The sequence below is a fragment of the Bacillus sp. CZDM1 genome (assembly GCF_055502545.1).
The window spans coordinates 78,824-103,741 of record NZ_JBUESO010000005.1 but is presented as its reverse complement, the minus strand read 5'-3'; the positions used below and the strand labels follow the sequence as shown (position 1 = coordinate 103,741).

The window sequence follows — 24,918 nt, the reverse complement described above, 5'->3', positions numbered from 1 at the left end:
AGAAGTCAAACCCAGACTGCTAACCGAAAGCCGTTTCAAATTAGGTTAAATCGGTTTTATTATTTCTCGCTGTCAATAATCTTCTGGAATTCTCCATCTGCTTTTTCGGCAGCTGCTTTGACGTCTTTCCCTTCAATTCCTGCTAAAATGACATCACCAATCACGTCACGTGCTGCTCCTACGTTAATTAGAACTGGACGATCGTAAGGGACAGCCTCAGCTTCACCATTTGCACCAATAGCTTCTGCTAAATCTTTCGGGAATTTTGCCGTTCCTTCTGGCGACTCCCAGACAGAAATACGTGCACCAGGGTTACCTTCAGCTTGAAGCTTCAACACCATTTCTTTACTTTCAGCCCATTTAATAAATTCCCATGCAGCATCCTTTTTCTCAGAGTTCGCTCCGATACCAAGTGCCCAAGATGTGATATTATAAGGCTTTGAACCTTCCGGACCAGCCGGGAATGGGGCAAATCCAACTTTATCTGCTACCTGTGATTTGGCAGGGTCAGTGGCATTGGTAAATAAAGACGAGGCATCAGTATAGAATGCTGCTTGTCCTTGAGTGAACACTGCCATTGCTTCCGGCCAGCTCATGTTTAGGGTACCTTTAGGGCCGTATTTGTTAAGCATGTTTCCGTAGTAATTAAACGCTTCAATCGCTTCAGGAGATGTAATGGCTGACTTTCCATCCTTCATGAAATCACCGCCGAAAGCATACAAGTAGCTTGAGAACTGAGTAACTGCTGCAGCACGCTTACCACGAGAAACAAATCCTGAAACTCCATTTGCTGGATCATGTAATGTCTTCGCCGCTGCTTCAAGCTCTTCAAGTGTCTTTGGAACTTCAATACCAGCCTTTTCTAAAAGGTCTTTACGGTAGTATAGAACTTGGGTTTCTGTTACTAGAGGCAATCCATAATACTTATCTCCATCCTTAACACTTCCAAGTGAAGAAGGGATAAAGTCATTAGTGTAGTCCTTCTCTTCCCCAACGTAACTGCTCATATCTGCAAAGTATCCACTCTTGTTGTACATTTTTCCATCCTGAAGTGGACGGAACATTACAACATCAATACCCTTTGAGTTAGAAGCAAACTCGACAGATGTTTTTTGTGTCAGTTGATCTTCAAAATAGCTATCAATCTTAACCTTAATTCCTGTCTCTTTTTCGAATGCAGGCAATTCATTCTTAATAGCCTCTGTCCATGGATGGTTTGCCGCCACCACACGAATCTCTTGGACCTTTTTCTCCCCATTATCAGATGTTTCTTTTGCTGTATCTGACCCGCCGCTGCAGCCCACGAGCGCTGAACTAATCCCTACAGCTAAAGCAAGATACCCTGCTGCCTTCTTAAAACCTAAGAAATTACTTTTCATAATTCTCCCCCTATTTCTAATATAATTAAAAAATGTGACAACGCTTTCATTATATGGTGAAAAAATTTTGCTTGTTGAGAAGATTTAAGCGCTATCAAAATATATTTAAATGGTCGTGAAACCATATAATGACTTATAAAAAATCATTCTATAAATCTAGCTAATCATTTGGATTATCTGTATCCAATGCTAATTGATATTTTACTTGCTGTATCGAGCAGCTTCTCAATGATCAATTCTTTTTGCTTAAGCATCCTATCTTTCGGCCCTGCTACACTAATCGCCGCCTCAACGTTTTGGTCTGCCCCATACACAGGAGCTGCAAGACAATAGAGTCCTTCTTCATTTTCCTCATCATCAATAGCATAACCCTGTTCAGCAAACCATTCTAACTGCTTTAACAGTTCTTCCTTATTGGTGATCGTCTTATCCGTGATGCGTGCTAGTCTTAGATTATCTAATATTTCAATCTTTCTATCTTCCGGCAGAAAGGTTAAAAATGCCTTACCCAATCCGGTACAGTAAATTGGCTTACTTTTTCCTGGCTCTGCAGTGGTACGGATTGAACGATTACTATTTATTTTTGCTATATACGTCAGTTCAGATTGATCTAGAAGGGCCATGAAAACGGTTTCTTGAACCTCTTCCATCAATTCTTTAAGAAAAGGCGACCCTTGTGCATAAAGATCTAATGAATCCTTTGCTGCTCCGCCAAGCTGGATTAATTTAGGTCCAAGCTTATATTTTCTAAAATCATCAGCAGTTAGATAGCTGTTTGTATATAACGTCTCAATCAGACCAGAAGTACTGCTTTGGGGAAAGGAAAGTTTACTGCTAATTTCCTTTATGGTTAATCCCTCTGGATGTTGGGCTAGTAAATCAAAAACCATTAAAACACGTTTAGCTGATTTTACCGACATAACTCTTCCTCCCTAAATCACATATGTGATTCGATATCATATATATGATTTATAAACAAAGCATACTATAGGCTTCCTATTCTGGCAATAACTTATTTAAAAATTCCGCTAATTAGCCCAATTAATAAAAGTTTTCATACAAAAAGGACTATTGTTAGTCCTTCATGTTTAAAACCTATTAAGTATCATTTGAACCATTATATTTAAGTGTAACTTTGTCTATCACTGCCTTCGAAATAGTAGCCATAATGACTAGAGTTATAAATGACCAATGGGCATTCCATGATTTTTCAAGGTAGATATTTACCATTTTCATTAATGGGAGGGCAATGTAAGCTATCAAAACAGAAGCTCCCCCTAAAGCAATCAAGAATGACTTCCATTTCTTGTACCTATCGTATATTAATGTAAGTCCAATTGGTATGATAAAAAGATTTGCTGGTAACATTGTTGGAATAATAGGTTCAAGCTGCATTCTGTAATCATACCAGTCCATCGCTGTCGCAATATCATCAAGGTTTTTATTTAATAAGTAAATGATTCCAAAATACGCAATTGAAGGGAGACGTTTTTCTTTTTTAATACATACAATAAAGAGGACTAGCATGATGATACATGCTATAAGCAGCATCCACCATTGCCATGTGAATAATGTATGCTTCGTCCATATTTCCATTCTTAAGTCCGTTAATTGGTTTGAAAGTTTATCAATCTGCCTACCTAATTCCTCCATTGGTATCCTCCCAATTTTGATTTCCTAAATCACATAAGAGTTCTTTATTGAATTGGATTGGGTGATTCTGCTTCATCAAATACCTGGGCAGAATGTCTGCGAATCGATAATGTAAGTTCAGCAATGAAATACAGGATAACCGCCGGCCAAATCCAGGTCCATAAAAACTCTATTGCTCCATAAAAAGAAACAATCACAGGATGAACCCATTTTACACAAGCTAAGGACAGAAGAATCCAACAAAGAGAGAATGGCAAACAAATATGGCCGTGTATCTGCATAGGCATATCAGAATAATTCCACCATTGACGTTGAAAAAACTTTTGAAGCAATGCACCACTAATGTACTCGATAAAAGTAGGAATGAAAAAACACAGCAAAAGGATTATACCCCAATTTGTTTCCGGACCAATGAAATAAACCAAAAGCACTGGGGCAAAGCCATACATAGGCTTAAAGGGTCCAAGAAAAAAATTCGGCTTAAAAAATTTTCGTTTTGTCATGTAACTGTAGCTATTTTCTAACAGCCAGCCAATCAAAGAATAAATCGTGAAATAAAAAACAACTGCAGAAACTCCTTCAAAGCTTAAATTTAAAGGAGTGTTAAAATCTAAAAAGCTAATCATATGGCTAAACCACCTTTCTTGGCTAGTAAATTCCCAAGTTAGGTTTCGCAGTCTTGTTGCCAAATATACTGTGCACAGGAAAAAAGAGGGTGTCGGCTGACACCCTCCTGTATGTTAGCTAACTTATTTCTTCTACAAACTTTTTCTGATCCTGTACAAAAAGTATACCAAGTTCATAATGATCACCTTCATACAGGGCACGTTGAACGAAACGAACCTCACCATTTATGTCTAGAACCTCGAGCTTACAATGGGCTCGATTTTTTTGTAATGCCTCGTAAAAAACGTGTTCGTCCCTTATGATCACTCCATTAACTTTTGAAATTATTTCGCCTACTTGAAGTCCCATTTTATCAGCGGGGGATTCTGGTATTACTCCAATAATCATTAATCCGTTGTTTTTCTTCGAGAAGTAAAACGGTAAATTATCATCCTTCAATCGTTGCATTAAGGAGATCAATTCACGGCCGATTATTGCCAAGGCTACTACTCCTATGGAGATTAACGGATACCAATAACCAATAACAGACAAAATCAATATCAATACACCGAGTGTTGTAACTCTACGCCCCTGTAACTCGATAGATTTCTTCGGCAGCATACCTTGAATTTGCTGGTTAAAGCCAATCGCAAATGGAACCAGGATTAGCGAGTAGGATTCCGCCCCTATGTTGAAGATTGGCCACCACTCGAATGGGAGAGTTAGAGCCTCCCCTGGGATAAGTAAAAACATAGGCAGCATCCAGAATCGTTTCACTTCGTGTGCTCCAACATTTTGTCCACGCTTGCTTTTTACCAGCTTTGGGGAGGTACCTTTACCAGCATTTTTACGAATAAGAATTCCCTCTGAAATTAATAAAAGTGCCATTAGAATGACCAATGTAGGATATACCTTTTCATCTAAAGCCTGAAATGTATCATTAAAAATTGGCAGGGTCCATTCATACTCCATGATTAAATTAATAGAGAAAAAAGCTGCACCTACCGTGTATACTGGCGACATAAGCCTAATATTAGTTGTTAAACTCCATAATATCGTAAAGACAGCAATTAGAAGGATGGCAGCAAATGGAAGTGTTAACCCTGCCATTAATGTGACAATGGTAAGTACTAAACCCAGTATTAATCCTATAGGAAACAACTGTCGTAGTTCAAAATAGGCATCAAATGTCCTTGTATGGAAATTTTTCCGTTCACGTTTAACCCTTGATACTCCCAGTATTCCTGAAAGGAAAATGAGATAGTAAAAAACCGGATGTAGAAATAGTCTTCCTGTCCCTTTCAACAGCTCCAAAAGCCATAATTGCACCAATTCCTGCCACCTGCCTCTATCATAAATTCTACTATTCTAGCTCTAAAGATTATTTTACCAAAATGGAGGGATAAAACCTATTACTAGATTATTGAAAAACAAAAAAATGTCGAATTTTTATATAATTATTAGGATTCCACGAACACTTTTCTTCGGAATTCGTGTTATTTCATTATACTTCAACAAATATTTCCACGGAAATCTTGGCATTACACAATCATACTTATCCTGATTTGTCGCACACAAAAAACAGAGGCAGCGGCCTCTGTTTACCTTTTATTTTGCAATTAGTCGTAAAGCGGTTTGAAGCTGGATGTCGTTTTTCTCTTTCTTCATTTCTTTTATTATCTGTTCTTCTAGCATTGCTGCTGTTTTTGCATCAATTTTTCCAGTTGGCTGGAGGTTGTTGTTTTGCTGAAAGGCTTTAACTGCTGTTGTTGTTTCTTTACTAAAATAACCATCTGTCCGTCCAGGAGCGAAGCCTAAACCAGATAATATTTCTTGGGCATTTTTGACCTGCTCATTGTTCATATCCTCTTTCAGCGGTTCTTCAATTTGAAGTGGATGAGTATCAAAGATGGCAGGCTGATCGATTTCCACATCCGGTTTTATCCCTTTTTTGTGAATCCAGTTTCCATCAGGTGTCAGCCATTTAAAGAGCGTCAGCTTAATATTGCTACCATCTCCCATCGGAACCGCCTGTTGTACCGTTCCCTTACCAAAAGTCGTTTCCCCAACCAATTGATAGTCTGCCGCTTCTTTTAATGCTCCCGCTAAAATTTCAGAAGCTGACGCACTGCCTTTGTTAATGAGGACTGCTACTGGGTAATCCTTTTTCTCGCTAAGATTGGAGAAGTGCCGTTCCTTCTCTCCATTTCGTTTCTCAATTTGTATAAATGGTTTTTCTTTCGTAACAAATTCTTTTAAGATATCCTCAACACTAACAAGCAATCCGCCAGGGTTTCCACGGACATCTATAAGTAAGCCATTAATATCTTTTTTCTCTAGCTCTTTTAGCTCCTTTTTAAAATCAGCAGCTGTCTCTTGTGAAAACGAAGTAATTTCAATGTACCCTATCTTTTTTCCATCTAGTTTCTTCACTGAAGCATGAATGGTCTCAAGTGGAATTTCATCACGAGTAACATCAATGGTTAAAGGTTCCTTTAAGCCCTTTCGTGCGATTTCTAACTTGACCTTTGTTCCTTTTTTACCTCGTATTTTCAATGTTGCTTTATTTAAATCTAGGCCTTCAACACTTTTCCCGTCTACTTTTAATATCTCATCATTCGGCTTTAATCCCGCTTTTTCAGCTGGTGAATTTTTAAATGGAGAGATAATAACGATTTTCCCATCCTCCATCCCCACTTCTGCACCGATACCTTCAAAGGATGATTCTAAAGCTTGACTGAATTGCTGGGCAGTTTCCCTATTCATATAAACGGAATAGGGATCATCTAAGACAGTGAGCATTCCTTGAATGGCTCCCTCCACAAGCATCTCATTATCTACCTTTTCAACATATCGGCTCAGGATTAATTCATATGCCTGATTTACCTTCGCAAGGTCCTCCATATCTGTTTGGTCCGTAACACCTGTATCTTTTTTCGTTAATGTCTGCTCAAGGGCGCTGTTTCCCTCTGTTTGTTCATACCAATTCATTCCCGCATATGTGCCCCCCGCTCCCGTAAGAAGCGAACCTACCATCATCAGGGCTATCCACTTACTTTTCATCCTGTTCCCCCTCATGTGCAGCTTCGATTAGAAAAGAGTCTCTTTCCCGCCTGTTTATTAACTATTATGTAAGGAATGGACGAGTTATGCCAGAAATGTGGAGGTGCCCTTTTGACTTGTTTTTATCCAAAAGAAAAGGAAGAAGCTTGGCTTCTCCCCTAGATTTTATGGCATTGGTACAATCCCCACAGGATTGATTGCGTTACTTTTGGAATTATTCCAACTACCTCTATGAAGTTCAAAGTGTAAATGTTTACCTTGTGAATCACCAGTGTTACCCATAATTCCAATCTGCTGACCCTTTTTCACAACTGCTCCAGAGCTGACATATCTTGTTTCCATATGAGCTGAAACCGTTGTATACGATTGTCCATTTACAGAATGGGCGATAAAAACAACATTCCCATAACTGCTAGAATAGTAGGATTGAATGACAACACCATCTGCTGCTGCCCAAATTGGTACATTTGCAGCACGATTAGCTATATCCACCCCGTAGTGGAAGGAGCCCCATCTAGGCGCAAAACTTGATGTAAACGTTCCATTCGCTGGCATTGTGAATGCTCCACTAGAGACAGTTGGAGATGGTTGTGAAGGGGTACTAGCCCCTCCACCGCTGTCAGACCCTGAATTATTGTTGTTCGCAGCTGCAGCTGCTGCATCGGCGGCTGCTTTTGCTGCGGCAGCCGATGCTGCCTGGCGTTCTTGTTCAAGCTCAATTGCCTTTTGAATGGCTGCTGATTGTGCCGCAAGGATTTGCGCCTCTTCTTGAAGCTCCATTTTATGTGCATGGATTTCATCTTCCTGCTCTTCTAGAGTAGCTAATAACCTATCCTTTTCCGCTCTCTGCGCATTCAATTGTTGGTTCATTTCTTCTAAGTCAGCCAGCATGGTTTGAACACTCGCAAGCCCTACTTCCAGCTTGGCTTGATTTTCCTCAAGACTCTTTTTATCTGCTTCATGCTGCGCTAGAATATCCTGGTCTGCCTGCATGATTGTAGCGACAGCACTTGCACGGTCAATAAAATCACTAAAGTTTTTCGAACCCATTAACACGTCAAGATAACTGACCATTCCACCTGTTTCTTGATAATTTCGGGCACGATCTTTCAAAAGCTCATTTCGCTTAACAATTCGTTCCTTTGTCACTTTAATTTCTTCTTGAAGTCTAGTAATTTCTGTTTTCGTTTCCTCTAGCTCGTCCGTTTTTTCTCTAATCTTCCGATGAGTATCGTCAATTGAATGATCGATACGTGTCATTTCTTCTTTTACATCCGCCTGCTGTGCATTCAAACTATTAATCTGTTGATCTGCATCACTGATATCTGAGGATAATTCAGATTTTTCCTTTTGAATTTCTTTTTGCTGATTTTGTAAGCCTGAAATAGAAGTTGCTTCAGCGATCCCCCCAAACATACTGCTTACAATGAATGTTCCTGCAACAGCAAACGTTACAAATGATTTTTTCAAGACCTAGTTCTCCTCCCCACTCATATTTTTATGTAAGGGTAAATCGTTATCTCTCCCTACTATTTAAATCAGGAAGGACATTTTACCACTGCCCTTCCTGACAAAATTAAACCTTTAAGAACTTTCTAACTGACATCACACTGCCCCATACTCCGATTAAGCCTCCCATTAATAGAAGGAGTCCAGAAACCTGATACATAAACGGATTATATGGAAGAATTTGAATGAAGTTCCCTATTAACTTTGGTGCTAGATACTCATAAGCGTTATAGTAAGCAATCGATATTAAAATAATGGGAAGAATCGCACCAAGGATGCCTAGCCATAGCCCTTCTAAGAAGAATGGCCATCTAATAAAGTTATTCGTTGCACCCACCAGCCTCATAATCTTAATTTCTCTACGTCTGGCGATAATCGTAATTTTAATCGTATTAGAGATTAGGAATACCGCAGTGAAAAATAATCCAGCGATTAAGACAATTCCTACATTTCGGCTTGCTTTGATAAAGTTAAATAACTTTTCAACTGTACCCTTACCGTACACAGCCTTTGTAACATACTCTAGCTTTCCAATTTCCTTTGCCGCATTCATTGTATCCTGTGGCTTTTTCGTTTTTACGATAAATACATCGTTAAGTGGATTGTCTTGCTCAAAAAGTTTAAATGCTTGTCCATCCTCACCCATGCTCTTAATTAAATCTTCAAGCTCTTGCTCCTTGGATGAAAATTTCACACTCTGAACTTCTGAAATATTTTCAATCGCACTTTTTAACTTTTGCTGATCTTCGTCATTTGCTGCAACATCGATGTGAACGCGAATTTGCACGTCCTCTTCAATGGTCTCTGCCACTTTATTGAGATTCATCATAATAACGAAAAAGACACCGACTAAAATGAGCGTTACCGTAACAGCACTAACTGAGGCAAACGTCATCCAGCCATTTCTTCCAATACTCTTAAAGCTTTCACGTGCATGACGGCCAAGAGTTCTAATTTTCATAACCGTAATCACCTCTTTGTTCGTCACGTGCTATTTTACCTGCCTCAATGGCAATTACCCGATGTTTAATGGTGTTGACGATTTCCCGATTATGGGTAGCCATTACAATCGTGGTACCCCTATTATTAATTTCTTCAAAGATATTCATGATTTCCCATGAAGTCTCTGGGTCAAGATTACCTGTAGGTTCGTCCGCTATTACTACCTTTGGTGAGTTAACAATTGAACGGGCAATCGAAACACGCTGCTGCTCGCCTCCGGATAACTCTGTTGGAAGCATTCTAGCTTTATGCTTAAGATTAACAAGGTCAAGAACTTCCATTACGCGCTTCTTGATATATTTCGGCTGCGCTTCAATAACCTCGAGTGCAAAAGCTACATTCTCATAAACAGTTTTCATTGGCAATAGTTTAAAGTCTTGAAAGACCACGCCAAGATTCCGTCGGAAAATAGGTACTTTCTTGTTTTTTATTTTAGCTATGTTAACACCATTCATTGTAATGGTTCCTGAGGTTGGGACTTCCTCGCGATACATCATTTTAATGAATGTAGATTTACCCGCACCACTTGGACCAACCACATAGACAAACTCTCCTTGGTTAATCCGCACGTCTATCCCATTTATGGCAGTAACCCCATTCGGGTACTTTTTAAACACATCCTGCATTTCTATCATTTTAGATCACCTTTATAAGTTAGTTTCGAAACAATAAAATTCGACATTAACCTCTTATTTTCTTGCACGAAAACAAAATCCTAGACAAAATACTGCAGGATTTCGCATAAATCCATTATAACACTCAATAGGAGTAAAAAAAGCGGTAAAAATATTACAGTTTCTTTTCAAAACCTACATATATTGTTATATATGCCCAATATTTTTCGACAAAAGTTTACAATATCTTAATATAGGACCTTAGATTCACAAAAATAAAAACGTTCTGCAAAATTCACAGAACGTTTACATTCATTACTTTTTAGTTGAAAGCCAATCTGCAACCTTATCAAGGTCATCGCCTTCAATTAGACCTGGAGGCATTCCGCCATCCGTACCATCTTTAATGATAGCAGCAATTTCATCTTTTGACTTGCTGGCTCCTACAGCAGTTAGGTCAGGTCCCATACCACCCTTTAAGTCGCCGCCATGACAGCTTGAACATTTTTGAGAGTACACTTTTTCAGCATCCCCTGCTGCTGCTGTGTCTCCTCCACCCTCGTCTTCTCCGCCGCCGCAGGCAGCAAGTCCCATAACAAGAGCTGTTCCCAATAACATTTGTAGTAGCTTTTTCTTCATTACTACTCCCCCTCAGAAAAAATTTCCATACAAGGAATAGTATAGCAGTCTTACGCCCTTTTGAAACCTTCTCCCAGCACTTCAGAAGCGTCCATAACGACGACAAATGCAGTCGGGTCAAGGGTTTTAACCAATTGTTTCAATTTTGTGAACTCGCGTTGATCGACCACACACATAAGAACTGGACGTTCATTATCAGTGAAACCACCATATGCCGATAGTTTTGTTACACCTCGATCAATTTTATTTAGAATTCCCTCACGTACTTCCTCTTGCTTATTCGTAATAATCATGGCCGTTTTCGATCTGCCAAAACCAACCTGAACCAAATCTATCGTCTTACTGGTTACATATAAGGCAATGAGAGCATATAATCCTCGTTCAATATCGAACACAAGAGCAGCTGAAATGACGATAAGTCCATCAATCAGAACAACACTCGTTCCAAGTGTTAACCCGGTGTACTTGGTAATAATCTGTGCCGCTAAGTCCGTTCCGCCTGTTGAAGCATTTCCTCTAAAAACAATTCCAAGTCCAAGACCTACGGCGATCCCTCCAAACAAAGCGCTAAGTAAGGCGTCATTTGTCCACGGTTCAATATTCTTTGTGAAGAAAACAACAAAAGGTAAGAATAATGTACCGACAAGGGTTTTAACCCCAAATTGTTTTCCTAGTAAAACGACTCCGGCAATAAACAATGGAATATTAAACGCCCATTGTACATAAGCAGGTTCCCATCCCAGCACGCTTAATAATATCGTACTAATTCCGCTGACGCCTCCTGAAGCAATTTGATTAGGCAGCAGAAAAACATTAAAGGCCAGCGCAATTATAGCTGATCCGATTAGTACGTTTATGTATTCTAATGCACTTTCAAATTTCGGTGCAGTCTGGTTACTTTTTCTCTTATTCATAGTGAAAATTCCCCTCTATATTACCTTTTTGCTATCATTTTCTTACTCAACCGAAGTGAGTATAGCATGGCAATAATTTGCTGTAAATGGGATTGAGATAACGCATTAAAGGGTTAAATATATTTTAGTATTTGTCATTAAAATAATTTTCATGAGGAATTCTAAGAATAGGATTATTTATAAAGGTGGTATAATTGTCGAATAGAGGAGGTGAAAACATGGAGCAGCTATTAATGAAAATGATGGAGCAAATCAATAACCAGTTTGAAAGAATGGACCTTCGATTTGATAAGATGGATCTTCGATTTGATAGTGTAGAATCGAAAATCGAGTCTCTTCAGGAAACAGTTGATAATAATGCCACAGAGTTTAGGAGTCATTTTAGACATATAGAAAATAAGCTAGACCACCATGACATTATGTTTGAATTGGTTTCTGAGGAACTTAGTGGCAAAAGGTAGACATAATATCAAAGTAACTAGCTCTCCACAAAATCCTCTATCCTCCCACCATGAGCGGTAAAAAAATCCAAATAGTAAAGCCTTTGCCACTCATAGGGCAAAGGCTTTTTATATAGATTATGAAATTCTAGAGCGCAGATAAGCATCAATAAATGGATCCAAATCTCCATCCATAACACCCTGAACGTTTCCACTTTCTGCACTAGTCCGGTGATCCTTCACCATAGAGTAAGGGTGGAAGACGTAGGAGCGAATTTGGCTTCCCCAGCCGATTTCTTTTTGTTCACCGCGAATTTCCAAAAGCTCTTTTTCCTGCTGTTCGATTTCGCGTTGATACAGCTTGGCTTTCAACATTTTCATCGCTGCCTCACGGTTTTTAATCTGTGAGCGCTCATTCTGACAGGTAACGACTACCCCTGTTGGCATATGAGTTATCCTCACAGCTGAATCAGTGGTATTGATATGCTGTCCACCGGCGCCGCTGGCACGATACGTATCTATTTTTAGATCCTCGGTACGGATTTCGATTTCAATTTCATCATTAAATTCAGGCATAACCTCACACGATACAAAGGATGTATGACGGCGGCCGGAAGCATCAAACGGTGAAATCCTTACTAAGCGATGGACACCTTTTTCCGCCTTTAAATAACCGTACGCGTTATGACCTCTTATCGCCAAGGTTACACTTTTAATCCCCGCTTCGTCACCAGGAAGATAATCCAGCGTTTCAACCTTAAAGCCCTTTTTCTCGGCCCAACGGGTATACATTCGGAGCAGCATTGAGCCCCAGTCCTGTGACTCTGTTCCACCAGCACCTGGGTGCAGCTCTAAAATCGCATTATGTTTATCGTATTCTTCGCTTAGCAGCAGCTGAAGTTCAAATTCATTTAATCTTGAGGTCAGTTCGATCAACTCTTCCTCAAGCTCTGCTTGGAGTTCCGCATCACTTTCTTCTTTTACAAGCTCATAGCTTACTTCAAGATTCTCAAATGTTTCGAATAAGTCACTAAATTCATTTACCTGATCTTTTAAGGCATTGGCCTCACTAATGACGGTTTGGGCCGCCTGTTGGTCATTCCAAAAATCAGGGTGGAGCATTTGATCATCCAGTTCAGCTATGCGTGCTTCCTTATTTTCAAGGTCAAAGAGACCCCCTAAAGTCCACTAATTTCTTAGCTGATTTTTCAAGTTCATTTCGTATTTCTGCTAATTCCATTTTCGTCACCTCTATAAAAATTACGTCTGTTTGTAGCATATGTTATGGTCGTTCGTATGTTCCTTATCCATTATAGCCTGACTAGAGGGGAAATTTCAAAAATGATTATTTCATGAAGGAATGTTTCGGGGACTTTACCATTCAAACACCCTGTGGATAACAACACTTATCCACATAGATAGGAAATGATTTTTTAAATTTGTATGTGGATAAGTAAAGTTATCTACAAGATTTTTAAATTTTCTTAAAATTTTATCCACATATCTACATATTAACAGGAGTTATCTACAAGTAGACATTGAATCTCAACGCCCGTTTTAACTTATCCACATAAAAACGAGAGGACGGATCCTCTCGTTTTTATTACTTATTTGCGTTATTTTTCGACTAATGTACAGGCATGTTTATTTTAGGCAGTGGTTCTTTGTGACATGTAGCGCAATCCATGTGCTGATTTTGATGGAGCGGATTGGTATGACATGTTTGACACGCCTTATTTTTATTGGCAATAGCATCAAGCACAACTTGATCCTGACTTTCATGACAATTTGCACAGGTTACATTTACAGCTTTGTGCGCTTTGGTTAGTGTATTGGTATGGCAGCCTACGCAGTTACTGTCCATTTGCTCATATACGTGAAGTTCATCATGTGATGCCTCACCATGGCAGGCGGAGCAAGAAGTATCTTTATTGGTTATTGCTTGTACTAATTTAGGATCCGTACTTTGGTGACATGTATTACAGTTGATAGAGTTACCATCCTTATCGGTTCGATCTTCGCGGGCATGTTCGTGAGTGAGCGATTGTGCATGGCACTTTGTGCAGGATTCGTCGGAGGTTTTGTGGAGTTCTGGGATGTCGTGATTATTTAATAATCTAGTTGGCTGCGCTAAGTATCCTTCATACCCTTTTACGCCAGAACCTGGCTGATGGCAAATTATACAGTCGTTCATTTCACGATTTTCGGTTACTCGAAGCGGGATAGCAGGGTCAACATTTTTTGGCTGATAATGGATGGTTGGTGTTGAACCATGAGGAGAATATGCAAAAGCTGTACCATCTGGGTCATCATGACACTGACTGCACCCTGCAGGTACAGTTATATAATTGTGACAGTTCGAGCAACGGTTTCTTGAATGTGTTCCTCCAAAGTAAAGTTTAGATTTATGAACATCCTCCAGCACTCCATTCGACCCTGCAAAACTAGAAGTATCATGGCATGCAATACAAGCCGTATAATTAGAATCACTCATATCGGGATACGTATTCGTATAAAATCTCCACTCTTTTTCCAGGGAGTACCCTGATTCATCATTTACAGATAATTTTACAGTATGGTTACTTTCATTTTTTAAATTCCCTTCAGGTGTATAACTTACTAACCCTGTACTCTGATTGTAATTTGGCCTTACTATATTATCATCTATTTTTAATACAATAGATTCAGGATTAATTGTACCATTTGGGGATTTTACAACTGCTGATATAGTTGGTTTTAAATCCGCCACACCATATTTAAACGGAGATACATTTGAAATTTCAGGCTTTACGGCTACAGAAAAATTCCATAACCGTGTGATCTGGTTTCCAAGTTCATCTTCCGTGTATAATTCTAATTTGTGATTGCCATTAGAAACCATTCCTTCATAAGATAAATAAGCTATCTTTCTTGAAGTTATAATGTAATTTCCATAATATTTATCAACGTATCCCTCAAGCCTAAAATTAACAGGTAAATCTATATCGTCCAATTTTAATTTTGCATTTTCCTTAATATCTAGTAAATCCTTTAACTGAATATTTATTTTTAGTGGGCCATCTGTGATAATCTTACCATCCATGAAGCCCGTAACGATTTCAGGCGGCGAAGAATCAACTACAAAATTCCAAGTTATTGTTCCTATATTTTCTAAACTATCTTTTACCTCTAGAACGGCAGTATAGCTGCCTGTTTGGAAGACCTGATCATAGGAAATCGCGCCAGTTTCCCTATTAATACTAATATCCAATGGACTTTTTTCTACATTATTAATTTTTAACTTAAGATTATCCCAATTGACACCGGTATTATCACTTACTATTGAGGTTAGTTGATTTAAATTAGTTTGTTTACTCTTGTCTGCAGGGCTAATATTGTTAAACTTAGGAGGCTCCTTCACTGTAAATTTCCAGGTGTCAGTGATTACATTGGGCGGGTTAGCTTTGTCTGTAATGCTGACTTCAACCGTATTCTCTAAGTCATTCAAATTAGAAGCATTAAAACTTATCGTACCTTCCTTACGATTTGTAATGGTCCATATCATTTGATCTGTTTCATAATCATCCACCCAAACCCCTTTATACATAAATGTTGCTTGCTTCTCAACACCATTTATCCACAACTTTACGCTTGAATCATTTAACTCATAGATGCTTTTAACATAAACTGATATTTTGGGGTTGGATACTGTTACACTAGACCCTTTCACCGGATAATAATTACTATAATAGGTGTCAACCGCTGAAACAATGAAGGTATTTAGGATTAAAGCCATAGTAAATATTGTGATTAAACTAAAAATAAACCTAGGTTTCTGTCTAAAACTCCCCATTCTTTTTACCACATTTTAATTCCCCTCCCTTTTTTCTTAAAACCATTGGGCAACTTCCATAAAAGCCCTCCTCTCATTTATAAAAAAATAAAAAGACCCATTTATAATAGATCTGTAGACACTTGATGTTTATTTATGAATTTAAAAATTTTGCTCAAAAAACGAAAATAATGTTCTTGTTTAAGAACATTATAGCACAATTATTAATATAGTTAGTAAAAATATCTTTTAACATAAAAAAATCGGAAGGAATGTCCTCCCGATTTTTTTATTCTACAGGTACTAATCCCTGTTTGGGGGCGTGAGAAGCACTTAGAGCTCTTTCCACCTCTGACGCTCCTCTTCCATGACAATAAGAGCAGGGTTTACTTGGGAAAGATTTATGTTCATTAATCGTTTCGTCATACTTTTGACCTATGCCCCCGTAGATGGCAGTTGTACCATTGTGACAAGCTAAGCAGAATTCCCTCTCCTTGGCATCTGTTAATATAGTAAATTCTTGTTCCTTGGAATCGATAATATCTTTAACAACTTTAAAATCTGTAATTCCAGCAGTAAAGGATTGAATCCCCTCGTGCCCTATTGAATGTTTAAGTTGTTTAATATTGTTTGACCCATGGGTATCATGACACTCTGCACATGGAATATGTCCTGCAAGTGGACTTCCATCTTGGGCTTTCATTATATGTCCTGAAAAACCTTTCTCTATAGTAATATCACGATTGGAGAAGGATGACTGCCCATTAATATTTTCATACTGCTTCTTACTATCTTCTGTCAGGTTATTGTAGTGACTAGCGATATCAGCAATTTTAGAATATTTCTTTTTGAAATCTCCGTTGTGGCATCGGAGGCAAAGTTCATAATCTTCATAGAGTCCAGTAGCTGTACTCGATTTACTATATTGGAAAACCCGATACTCTACAGCAGGATTAGCGATTTTCTCGGCACTATCATGTTCATGACAGGACTCGCACAATTGTTCTTTACTGCTAATCTCCTCTGTTGGTTTATTCGGGTCTATCGGGTTCGATGGCAAATGTTTATAAATGATATGGTCTTGCGCCAGATTTGAATTTTTTTCTGACCAATCCAAATGCGGATTATGACAGCTTGAACAGGAACTTCCACTTGGCTGCCCATCTATCTTTACAGCCGCATTATGATTATGCTCGTTTAGTCTATTCTCAGGTAATGGTGCTACTGTACCATCATGACAAGCCATACAATAGTTGTCAGCAGCAAGGTTTACTTCCTGATTTGCTACGGTTTGAGTTGTTGCTTCTGTTGATGTTGTAGTTGGCGTTGACAGTAAGCCCGGATCTTTTGCTTTGTGTGTACTATGACAATTTCCACAGGTATTCACGTTGTTTGTATAAATTCCATGAGGATTCTGATGTACATCTGATACGGCACCAACAGTCGTAAAAGACCAAAATCTTGGAAAGGCACTATTAGCAGCGGCATCAACAATCCCAAATGGACTGATAATTACATTATATTTTGTACTAGGGTCCAGCGCTTTTAAAGGTGTGAATGTAATTTCCTTTGTCGCAGCATTATAATATGCCGTACCCTCAACTTTTATATCACCATCATAAAGCTGGATACTTTTATCAATTACTTCCTGTCTCCCATCCATTGCACTTGCATCGTTAATCTTAACCTTAATAATAGAATTTAGTGGCACTTGTGTCATATCTTGTTTTGGAAAAACATCTGGCGATATTTTCGGTCGTAAAGTGTCCAATACAAAGGTAATTTTATTAGTATCTCCGTTGTTCCCTTCCTGGTCAGTCGCTTTAGCATAAACAATATGAGTGCCATCTGATAATAGCGGATTTTCATATACCCATTTTCCAGTACTATCAGCCGTGGCAGATACCCAATTTCCGATAACCGCTCCTGCAGGTTCTTCCATGCAATCCATACAAATCTTTACGATAGCAGAAGGCTCTGTAGCTCCCTCCATCAATCTAGAATTAATATATTCACCATTACTTGGTTTTACAAAATTAATCGATGGCAGGGTAGAATCAACCGTTATCTTAATAGGGTTGGAAGTAATCCGGACTCCATCAACGTCTGATTGAGCAGTAATTGTATGAATGCCTTCAGATAAAATAACGGGAATAGTCCAGTTGTTTTCTGTCACAACACTAGTGCCTTTTGGATCTGTGCCCTCATATAAGGTAATGGAACTATCCACTGGAAAATTCTCTACAGTACCAGAAATAGATAAGTTTGTTCCATTTGAATAATAATTCGTTACTGGTGATGTGATAGTAATCTTTGGCTCTGTGCCAGGTAATCCCTCACTTTTAACGCTTGAAATAGTCAGTAATTGCTTGGGTCCTACCATTTGAATACATAAAACAAGTATGATTAATACTTGAAATTTGGCTTTATGAAGAAGTCCCTTTATTCTCATATAGCACCTCTCATTTCTACTATATCTGCATTGACAAGATGTTGTTCTATATATATTTTATTCCTATTGTTTGGAAGGTACTAGAGAAAGCGGGGATAATTCAATAAATCTTCATATATGTATTGTAGAAATGTGGATTAGTATTTATAAGGAATATATGTAACTCACAAAAAGATATATATGTAAATTGGTAAATTTGACAATTCGATGTCTGAAATGTTAAGATAACGGCAAATAATTGGGTGCTATGCAAAAGCATAACACCCAATTCAAACATTTAATTCTTCGAGCTAATAATTAGTTGCAGCTAATTGTTAGCTTATTTTATTAGTTGCCAGTAGGCATTCCTGATGGATGATCAGCACGACGCTCTGCGTTCTTAATAGTTTCAGCGTGTGAGCTGTTATGACAAGCCCAACATACTGACATGTTCGTAAACTTCTTAAGAGCTGAAGAAGCATTGTTGTCTTGCATGTAAGAAAGTGCATCAGCTTCTGTTGCTGCTACAGTTGTGTTGTTTACGACTCCTATGGTTCCAACTAAGTCTTTAATTGTACGTCCAAGAGAATCTTTCATGATGTATGCATCAGTACCATGGCCAAAGTGGCATCGTACGCAAGTGTAGCTGTCGCTGTTTGTGCTGTGACGGTATGCAGCAGTTTCTGTACCGAAATGAGATCCACCACTAGTGCTGTTTGATACTAGGTAGTCAGTGTGACAAGCCGCACAGAATTGAGACATTTTAACCCCAACGTTTTTAACAGTTTTAGCTTGAGTTGTTGCATCAGTTGTTACTGTGTAACCAAGGTCTTTTAATTCTGCTTCTGTTTTGCCGCCGAATTTTGAAATATCAGCACCAGACCAGTAAGCACTTTGAATAGTTTCGTAGCCTTCTTGAGCCATTTGAACTACTACCGGACGAGCAATAAAACCTCTAGCAGCACCTTCCAGTGCAGTAGCACCTGCAGCAGAAGTGGAGTATGCTTCTGCATGTTCGTAATCGAAGTAAACGCCAGAAGTTGATCCGTAAGCAGCGATAATATCAGAGTCTGTTTCAACTACATCTTTTGTTGCTGGGTTATCTCCTTTTTCTGCTTTAACTAAACGGGACCAGTAAGTAAGGCCATCTGTACGACCGTCGTATCCATAAAGCCAAGGTGCAGTTGACTTCGCATAAGCAGCAGCACCTTTGTTGTATTGTGCTACAGTTACTTTTTTATGACCATTAGCATCAGCTACAGCATCTTCTGTACGTAGTAATACTACAGCAGGAGCAGCAGCTTTTTCCTCAGCAGTTGTCATAGCAGGTAAAGAATCTACTACAGGAACGTTTTCTAATTGGTTACCACCCTTAGAAACAGGCATTGCACCAATTCCGTTTGGATTGTACTGAAGTAAACGGTCAGAGTAAGATCCGTGTGGAGCGTGACAGCTTGCACAGTTGAAGTTTTCGCCCCATGCAGTTCCTCTAGTCTTGTCATCGCCTTCTATATCTGGGTTTCCACCAGGAGCCGCTTTGATTTTCACTGTATCGTTAGCCATATGCTGAGAAGCACCGTGAGTACCACCGAATGTCCCTGCACCAGCGGTAGTTTTAGCGGTATCAGCAGTTAATGAACCATCAGAGAAAACGTTTAAGAAACCTAAAGTACCATCATGACATGCAGTACAAGTGTTGTAAACACCATCAGCAAATAGTAATTGATCACCTTTTGCAGTATGTGTTTGGTGACAGCTTGCACAAGAGTTAGTGTTGTTTTGGTAAGAAGTATGTGTCTTGTGACCTTGTAAATTTTTAATTACCGTACTATAAGTTGAACCGTCCTCTGTGTCAATACCATCAGCTGTCTTATTTGCGTTCACATTTACATCGCCAACTGTTGAAGGAACCAGTGGTCCTTCTGCAGCAGCTGCTGTTGCAAACAATCCAAATAACAAGACTGCAAAAAGCAAGCTTAAACTAAACTTTCTCATTCTTAAAAACCTCCCAAGTAAATCTCTCTTTTTTTCTCTCTGTTTTTGTTTTTATTTAATGAACAAACCTTCTGCTGCTTACTTTTCTATACCACCCCCTTAAATGTGAAGGAAATAGGTTATGAAACTGTATTTCTATGATCTAAGGTTAGATCAATTAATTGAAAACTTGAACTCGAAGGTTAACAGTGTCGGTAATGAAAACATTATCATTCTGGTCAACAAACAATCCATTAGGGAGATAGAATTGTCCATTTTGCTCACCCATGCCACCAATTTGGAAGATTTTTTTACCATCTTTGTCAAAACCATAAACCACGTGGGTTAGATTGCTGACGACATACATAATTCCACGGCTGTCGAAGCCAATTCCTCTTGGGTTAACAAAAATGGATTCACCTTTACCATTATTGGAACCATTAATAATTTTTACAAACTTTCCTTTTTTATCGAAGATTTGGACACGTTGGTTTCCGGTATCAACGACGTATATATTACCTTCCGCATCAACAGTTATACCGTTAGGAGCGTTAAACTCACCCTCGTTTGTGCCTGGTTTACCAATTTCAAGGAGTAACTTTCCTTTCATATCAAATACATATGCTTTATTCGTTTTAATATCTGTTACGTAAACCTTCTTTTCAATTATGCGCAGTGCCGCTGGAGCAGTAACCTTCTTTTCTTTACTGTCTTGTGGACCAAAATACTCGACAAATTTACCTTTTTCATCAAAAATCGAGATATTTCCATTGTATAAATCTGCCACAAAAACTCTTCCCTCTTCATCTGTCGAAATCCCATACGGGAATTTAAATTGCCCCTTACCTGATCCATCTTCTCCAAAAGAAAAGAGGAAATTCCCGCCGGCGTCAAATGCTAGAACGCGTTTGTTATTCGTATCTGTTACATAGGAGAAAGAGCCATTTGCCGTTACATCCATTGGCTTTTGCAGCGGTTTATCAAAGTCACCTGTAAGCGACATGCTATAGTTTGGTGCTCCTTGTGGATCAAGGACCTTTAGTAATCCAGTATCAACTGCTTTGGTGTTATTTAAGAAAAGGAAGGTAAATACTGCTGCTGTGGCTATAGCTATAAGCGCCATTCCAATATACACATTACGTCTTTTCATTGTTATTCACCTTTAGCCTTTGTGTCTTTATCTTTCAGTCTATCAAGAGCGTCTACTGCATCCGTATACAATGGGTCATATGCTAGAGCATCCTTGTATATAAGAATTGCATCATCATAGTCACCTTTCGCTTCAGCAACCATCCCAATTTCATATATAATGTCGGCATTGGTTGGAGCCAGTTTATTGGCTGTTTCAAGTGACTTCGTGGCATTATCGTATTCTTCCATTTTACGGTAGGTAATCCCCATTTGCACATGGCCCTTAAAGTCTTTTGGAGCGATCTTTACAGTCTTCTCAAACTCAATTAATGCCTCATTATAACGTTCTTCATCGAGGAACACTAAACCTAAATTGTAATGGGCATCGTAATAATTTTTATCCTGCTCTAAAACAAAATCAAACTCTTTAATCGCTTTTTCATTATCACCTTTCAAGAAATAGGTATAACCTAGTATGATACGATTCTCTAAGTTTGCAGGGTCTTTTCTAACCTCTTCCTTGTAAAACTCCAGCTGCTCATTCACTCTTTGCATATCAATACTGTTCCAAAAATAAAAGTGACCGAGAGCATATCCAGTCCCTACTGAAAAAACTAATGTTAAAAATAACAGCAGGATACTAGTTTTCTTTGTAAAGGTCTTTGGCTTCTTCTTGGCTGGCCTTCCCTCAACTTCCTGAGGTACTTTTTCTGCTTCCATCTTAAATCCCCTCTCGGAATTTATTTCTTAGCTTTATGGTCACTATCTGTTCGGTGACATTTCGAACATGTTTTTTCAACATGACATTTCAAACATGATTTATCGTATTTCTGATTCTCCGCAACATCGATTGGATGTTTCTGCCTCCATGTATCCTTATGGGAGCTTGGATGACAGGAAGCACATTGGACCTTTGTGACAGGTGCATCACTGGTAATCCGGTTTTCGTGACAAACGAAACACTTTTGTGTATCCTTTGATAACTTCCCATGCTTCGTCATGAAAGAAGTGATTTGATGGCTTTTTGGCCTTTCCCCATGACAGTCTTTGCAGAAAGTATTTGATTTTGCGTATGCATTAACCGTAACTTTTGCTGAATCGGTTTCTTCATTATTCAAATACTTCTTATACGTCGGATCTTGTTTGAATAAATCATATTCTACCGAAGACATATAAGAATGACATTTCTCACAGGTTTCTAATTCGGAAGGTTTTATCTTCCCATGCCCGCCTGCTTTGAATTTCTCCGTTTTATGATCATCAGGAACCATGGTTGATTCGTGACAAGCAGTACATTCTAGTGGTGCTTTTCTCACTATATGACATTCCATGCATGTATCCATTTGTGGACGTATGTACTTCGTGTCACTCATGACATGTGTACCTAACTTTTCATTCCACTTTCCATAGTCACTTTTATAGGTCATTTTACGGTCTGAAACTTCCCCGTGTGCCGTACCACTATGACATTGAACACACTCAATTCCTTCTGTCTTGTGTTTATCGTGGGGGATAATGATATCCCCAGAAGGAGTGACACTGCGGGCATTCATATTGTGACACCGTTCGCAGGCTTCATCCGGAATCAGGTTTGGCATTTTAATTGGTGCGACATAAGAGTCCGTCTGCTTCTTATATAGTTCAACTACCCCATTTGCCTTTGATTTAACGTAATTTCCAGCTCCTGGTTGAACATGGCAGCTAACGCAATCAACTTCACTATGACTAGATGCCTTCAATGTAAAATACTGTGGTTTCATTTCATGGCAGGAGGAGCAGAACTCCTGACTAGAGGTGGTTTCTACTCCAATTAACCCTAATGAGAAAAATACAACGATAAACATTACTGCTACTGTTAAATATTTAAATAATTTGTAGCCTTTCCGGGGAGGGGGGGTTTGTTCTACACGTTCTTCTTCCACATATATACCCTCCTATTTAAAGTCTCTAATTCTTTACATCATCCTTAAAACCGGTTCTATGACAGTATTCGCAGTACACATCTGTTGGTGCTGCAACATCTGTGGAACCTGGTTTTGGTTCTTGACGATCATGACAGACAAAGCACTCAGCCTTTTGCTCAGGAGATAATGCATTTTTCGCGTGACCTACTAACCAGTAATTACTCTTTTCATGGCTTTCAGGGCGTTCACCATGACAAGCACTACAGAACTTATTGATACGAGATTGTTCTCTTACAACGTTAATATTTGCTGTATATTTGTGTTCTTTATCCTCTTCTTTAACCTCAGCCATTTTTAACATAGACATTAGGTCTTCCTTAGGAATATCTCGAATCCATTTAGAATCCTGGTGACAGTCTACACATGTGTCTAGCTCCTGAAGGGCTGTACCACCGTGTTCGCCGCCCCAGTTTGCAACTCTATGATTTTCTGGAACTTTCACTCTTTGATGGCAAGTTTCGCATGCCATAGAAAGCTTCACATCTTTCGTTTGCTTTCCAACTGCTTCTAAAATAATCGCTTGTGTTTTTTCGGTATGTGCTGCAACTGCTTCTGCCGCCTCTTCCTCAGTTGTTGCATCATGCTTTACCTCACTAGTAGTGCTCTTTGCTTCTTCTTTCGCTGCTTCTTCTAAATGTTCTGGATTTGGCGGAACAAGATAAGCAACATCTTTCCATGGTTTTTCACCGTTATTCACTTTATCGTGACAGTCAATACATGTACCCATGTTTGGTGCTAGGTATTTTTGTTCCATCATTTGCTGTGCTACATCATCTGTCCAATGACCGCGAACTTCTTCTGTATTAATACCACGGGCAGCGATTTTCGCATGTGCTACACCGGAGTGACAGCTGATACATGGAACGCCTTCTTCGATGTGTCCTTTGTGGTTAACAATTAAGTCCTTTGATGCGGTAACTAGACGGTTTTTGGAGTGACACTGTAAACAGTTTTCATCAGAGACCGCTTCATGCTCGGTTTGAACGATTTGTTCTGGAATTCCCATTACGTGGTGATATACTTCTTTTAATGAAATCACTTTGTGGGTAATCATGTTTACAAACCCAGGTTTGATGTGGCACTGTACACAGGTGATTTCACTGTGAGCGCTTGCGGTGAACGTTGTAACCTCTGGAGCCATCTCATGACAGCTGGAACAGAATGATGGCGAGTTCGTAAAGGAAAGAACTCCGTATCCGCCTCCAAAAATGACAATAGACCCGATTAGGGCGACAAATAATGCTTTCCACCTATTTACTGGATCCTTCCAGTCTATGTTTCTAAATTTCTGCCAGAGTCTACGAAAAAGTCCAGGCTTCTTTTTACTCTCTCTAGATTCGGGTTTCTCTTTATCTTTCTTCCCCCAAAAAGCCACTTGACTCACCCTTCCCATTTTGGATTTTTCTCTCTATATTTATCTAAGTTTAACCTCTCTAATGGTAGTATCTAACATTGCAAGAGTATTTTCCAATGTACAATTTGTGAATATTTTTTCATAATACAGCCGTGAGACTTTCTCCCTAAAAACAACACGCGAACGTTGATAATTAAGAGTTTAGTTAACAATCTAACCAAGTTATAAACCAGTACAATGATTAATTTTTATACAAAATAGTACATATTCATTCAAATAAACTGCATATTCATCTCAAAACTTGAATTACGGTTGCATACAAATATTAGACAATTTTGAAATAGGAGATTTTAGTGAACTGATAGGTTTCGAAGATTCACTTTTTTGTAAATATGGCTAAAACGGTAACAATGTTGTCACTCTAAATTGGAAGT

The 24,918-nt window shown here is 38.9% G+C and carries 20 protein-coding genes; 1 reads left to right on the top strand and 19 read right to left on the bottom strand.

Annotated elements, in window-relative coordinates; translation table 11 throughout:
• Positions 1–59: 59 nt before the first annotated feature.
• The 11 genes from ACY3XC_RS13120 to ACY3XC_RS13070 all read right to left on the bottom strand — a co-directional run bounded on the left by ACY3XC_RS13120 (position 60) and on the right by ACY3XC_RS13070 (position 11,379).
• Positions 60–1,379: an ABC transporter substrate-binding protein gene (locus ACY3XC_RS13120; protein ID WP_464868956.1), complete on the bottom strand. Its 1,320-nt coding sequence runs from the start codon at positions 1,377–1,379 to the stop codon at positions 60–62.
• Positions 1,380–1,552: 173 nt separating this feature from the next.
• Complete coding sequence (locus tag ACY3XC_RS13115; protein ID WP_464868955.1) at positions 1,553–2,299, bottom strand: IclR family transcriptional regulator; 747 nt, start codon at positions 2,297–2,299, stop codon at positions 1,553–1,555.
• 178 nt (positions 2,300–2,477) lie between these two features.
• Entirely contained in the window at positions 2,478–3,032 is a 555-nt protein-coding gene (locus ACY3XC_RS13110; RefSeq protein WP_464868954.1) for a CBO0543 family protein, read from the bottom strand.
• Positions 3,033–3,076: 44 nt separating this feature from the next.
• Entirely contained in the window at positions 3,077–3,658 is a 582-nt protein-coding gene (locus ACY3XC_RS13105; protein ID WP_464868953.1) for a putative ABC transporter permease, read from the bottom strand.
• Between the two features lie 118 nt (positions 3,659–3,776).
• Complete coding sequence (locus ACY3XC_RS13100; protein WP_464868952.1) at positions 3,777–4,970, bottom strand: PDZ domain-containing protein; 1,194 nt, start codon at positions 4,968–4,970, stop codon at positions 3,777–3,779.
• Positions 4,971–5,246: 276 nt separating this feature from the next.
• On the bottom strand, positions 5,247–6,701 hold the full coding sequence (locus ACY3XC_RS13095) for a S41 family peptidase (protein ID WP_464868951.1): 1,455 nt from the start codon (positions 6,699–6,701) through the stop codon (positions 5,247–5,249).
• Positions 6,702–6,866: 165 nt separating this feature from the next.
• The gene (locus ACY3XC_RS13090; RefSeq protein ID WP_464868950.1) at positions 6,867–8,171 is read right to left on the bottom strand and encodes a murein hydrolase activator EnvC family protein; all 1,305 of its coding nucleotides are present in this window, start codon (positions 8,169–8,171) and stop codon (positions 6,867–6,869) included.
• Positions 8,172–8,277: 106 nt separating this feature from the next.
• Positions 8,278–9,171: a permease-like cell division protein FtsX gene (gene ftsX, locus ACY3XC_RS13085; protein ID WP_464868949.1), complete on the bottom strand. Its 894-nt coding sequence runs from the start codon at positions 9,169–9,171 to the stop codon at positions 8,278–8,280.
• Positions 9,161–9,847, bottom strand: a complete 687-nt coding sequence (ftsE, locus tag ACY3XC_RS13080) for a cell division ATP-binding protein FtsE (protein ID WP_179156563.1) — start codon at positions 9,845–9,847, stop codon at positions 9,161–9,163. Before ftsE ends, ftsX begins: the two co-directional genes overlap by 11 nt.
• A 294-nt stretch (positions 9,848–10,141) precedes the next feature.
• The gene (gene cccB, locus ACY3XC_RS13075; RefSeq protein WP_179156564.1) at positions 10,142–10,465 is read right to left on the bottom strand and encodes a cytochrome c551; all 324 of its coding nucleotides are present in this window, start codon (positions 10,463–10,465) and stop codon (positions 10,142–10,144) included.
• 50 nt (positions 10,466–10,515) lie between these two features.
• Positions 10,516–11,379, bottom strand: a complete 864-nt coding sequence (locus ACY3XC_RS13070; protein ID WP_464868948.1) for a YitT family protein — start codon at positions 11,377–11,379, stop codon at positions 10,516–10,518.
• A 218-nt stretch (positions 11,380–11,597) separates the two neighbouring features.
• Between ACY3XC_RS13070 and ACY3XC_RS13065 the strand changes: the two genes are divergently transcribed.
• Positions 11,598–11,840: a hypothetical protein gene (locus ACY3XC_RS13065; RefSeq protein WP_464868947.1), complete on the top strand. Its 243-nt coding sequence runs from the start codon at positions 11,598–11,600 to the stop codon at positions 11,838–11,840.
• Between the two features lie 117 nt (positions 11,841–11,957).
• Here the strand turns inward: ACY3XC_RS13065 and prfB are convergent.
• The 8 genes from prfB to ACY3XC_RS13025 all read right to left on the bottom strand — a co-directional run bounded on the left by prfB (position 11,958) and on the right by ACY3XC_RS13025 (position 24,505).
• A protein-coding gene (gene prfB / locus ACY3XC_RS13060) for a peptide chain release factor 2 (protein ID WP_179156567.1) occupies positions 11,958–13,059 on the bottom strand; the annotation gives its coding sequence in 2 pieces (ribosomal slippage) (positions 11,958–12,986 and positions 12,988–13,059; 1,101 coding nt in all).
• A 387-nt stretch (positions 13,060–13,446) separates the two neighbouring features.
• Complete coding sequence (locus ACY3XC_RS13055; RefSeq protein WP_464868946.1) at positions 13,447–15,663, bottom strand: hypothetical protein; 2,217 nt, start codon at positions 15,661–15,663, stop codon at positions 13,447–13,449.
• A 256-nt stretch (positions 15,664–15,919) separates the two neighbouring features.
• A complete protein-coding gene (locus ACY3XC_RS13050) occupies positions 15,920–18,082 on the bottom strand; it encodes an Ig-like domain-containing protein (RefSeq protein ID WP_464868945.1) in 2,163 nt (720 codons plus the stop codon).
• Positions 18,083–18,409: 327 nt separating this feature from the next.
• Positions 18,410–20,056, bottom strand: coding sequence for a cytochrome c3 family protein (locus ACY3XC_RS13045; RefSeq protein WP_464868944.1), 1,647 nt, complete (start codon positions 20,054–20,056; stop codon positions 18,410–18,412).
• A 157-nt stretch (positions 20,057–20,213) separates the two neighbouring features.
• Positions 20,214–21,185, bottom strand: a complete 972-nt coding sequence (locus tag ACY3XC_RS13040; protein WP_464868943.1) for a 6-bladed beta-propeller — start codon at positions 21,183–21,185, stop codon at positions 20,214–20,216.
• 2 nt (positions 21,186–21,187) lie between these two features.
• Complete coding sequence (locus tag ACY3XC_RS13035) at positions 21,188–21,886, bottom strand: tetratricopeptide repeat protein (RefSeq protein ID WP_464868942.1); 699 nt, start codon at positions 21,884–21,886, stop codon at positions 21,188–21,190.
• A gap of 20 nt (positions 21,887–21,906) precedes the next feature.
• Positions 21,907–23,088 carry a cytochrome c3 family protein gene (locus ACY3XC_RS13030; RefSeq protein WP_464868941.1) on the bottom strand — a complete coding sequence of 394 codons (1,182 nt, stop codon included), beginning with the start codon at positions 23,086–23,088 and terminating at the stop codon, positions 21,907–21,909.
• A 25-nt stretch (positions 23,089–23,113) separates the two neighbouring features.
• On the bottom strand, positions 23,114–24,505 hold the full coding sequence (locus ACY3XC_RS13025; RefSeq protein WP_464868940.1) for a cytochrome c3 family protein: 1,392 nt from the start codon (positions 24,503–24,505) through the stop codon (positions 23,114–23,116).
• Positions 24,506–24,918 lie beyond the last annotated feature (413 nt).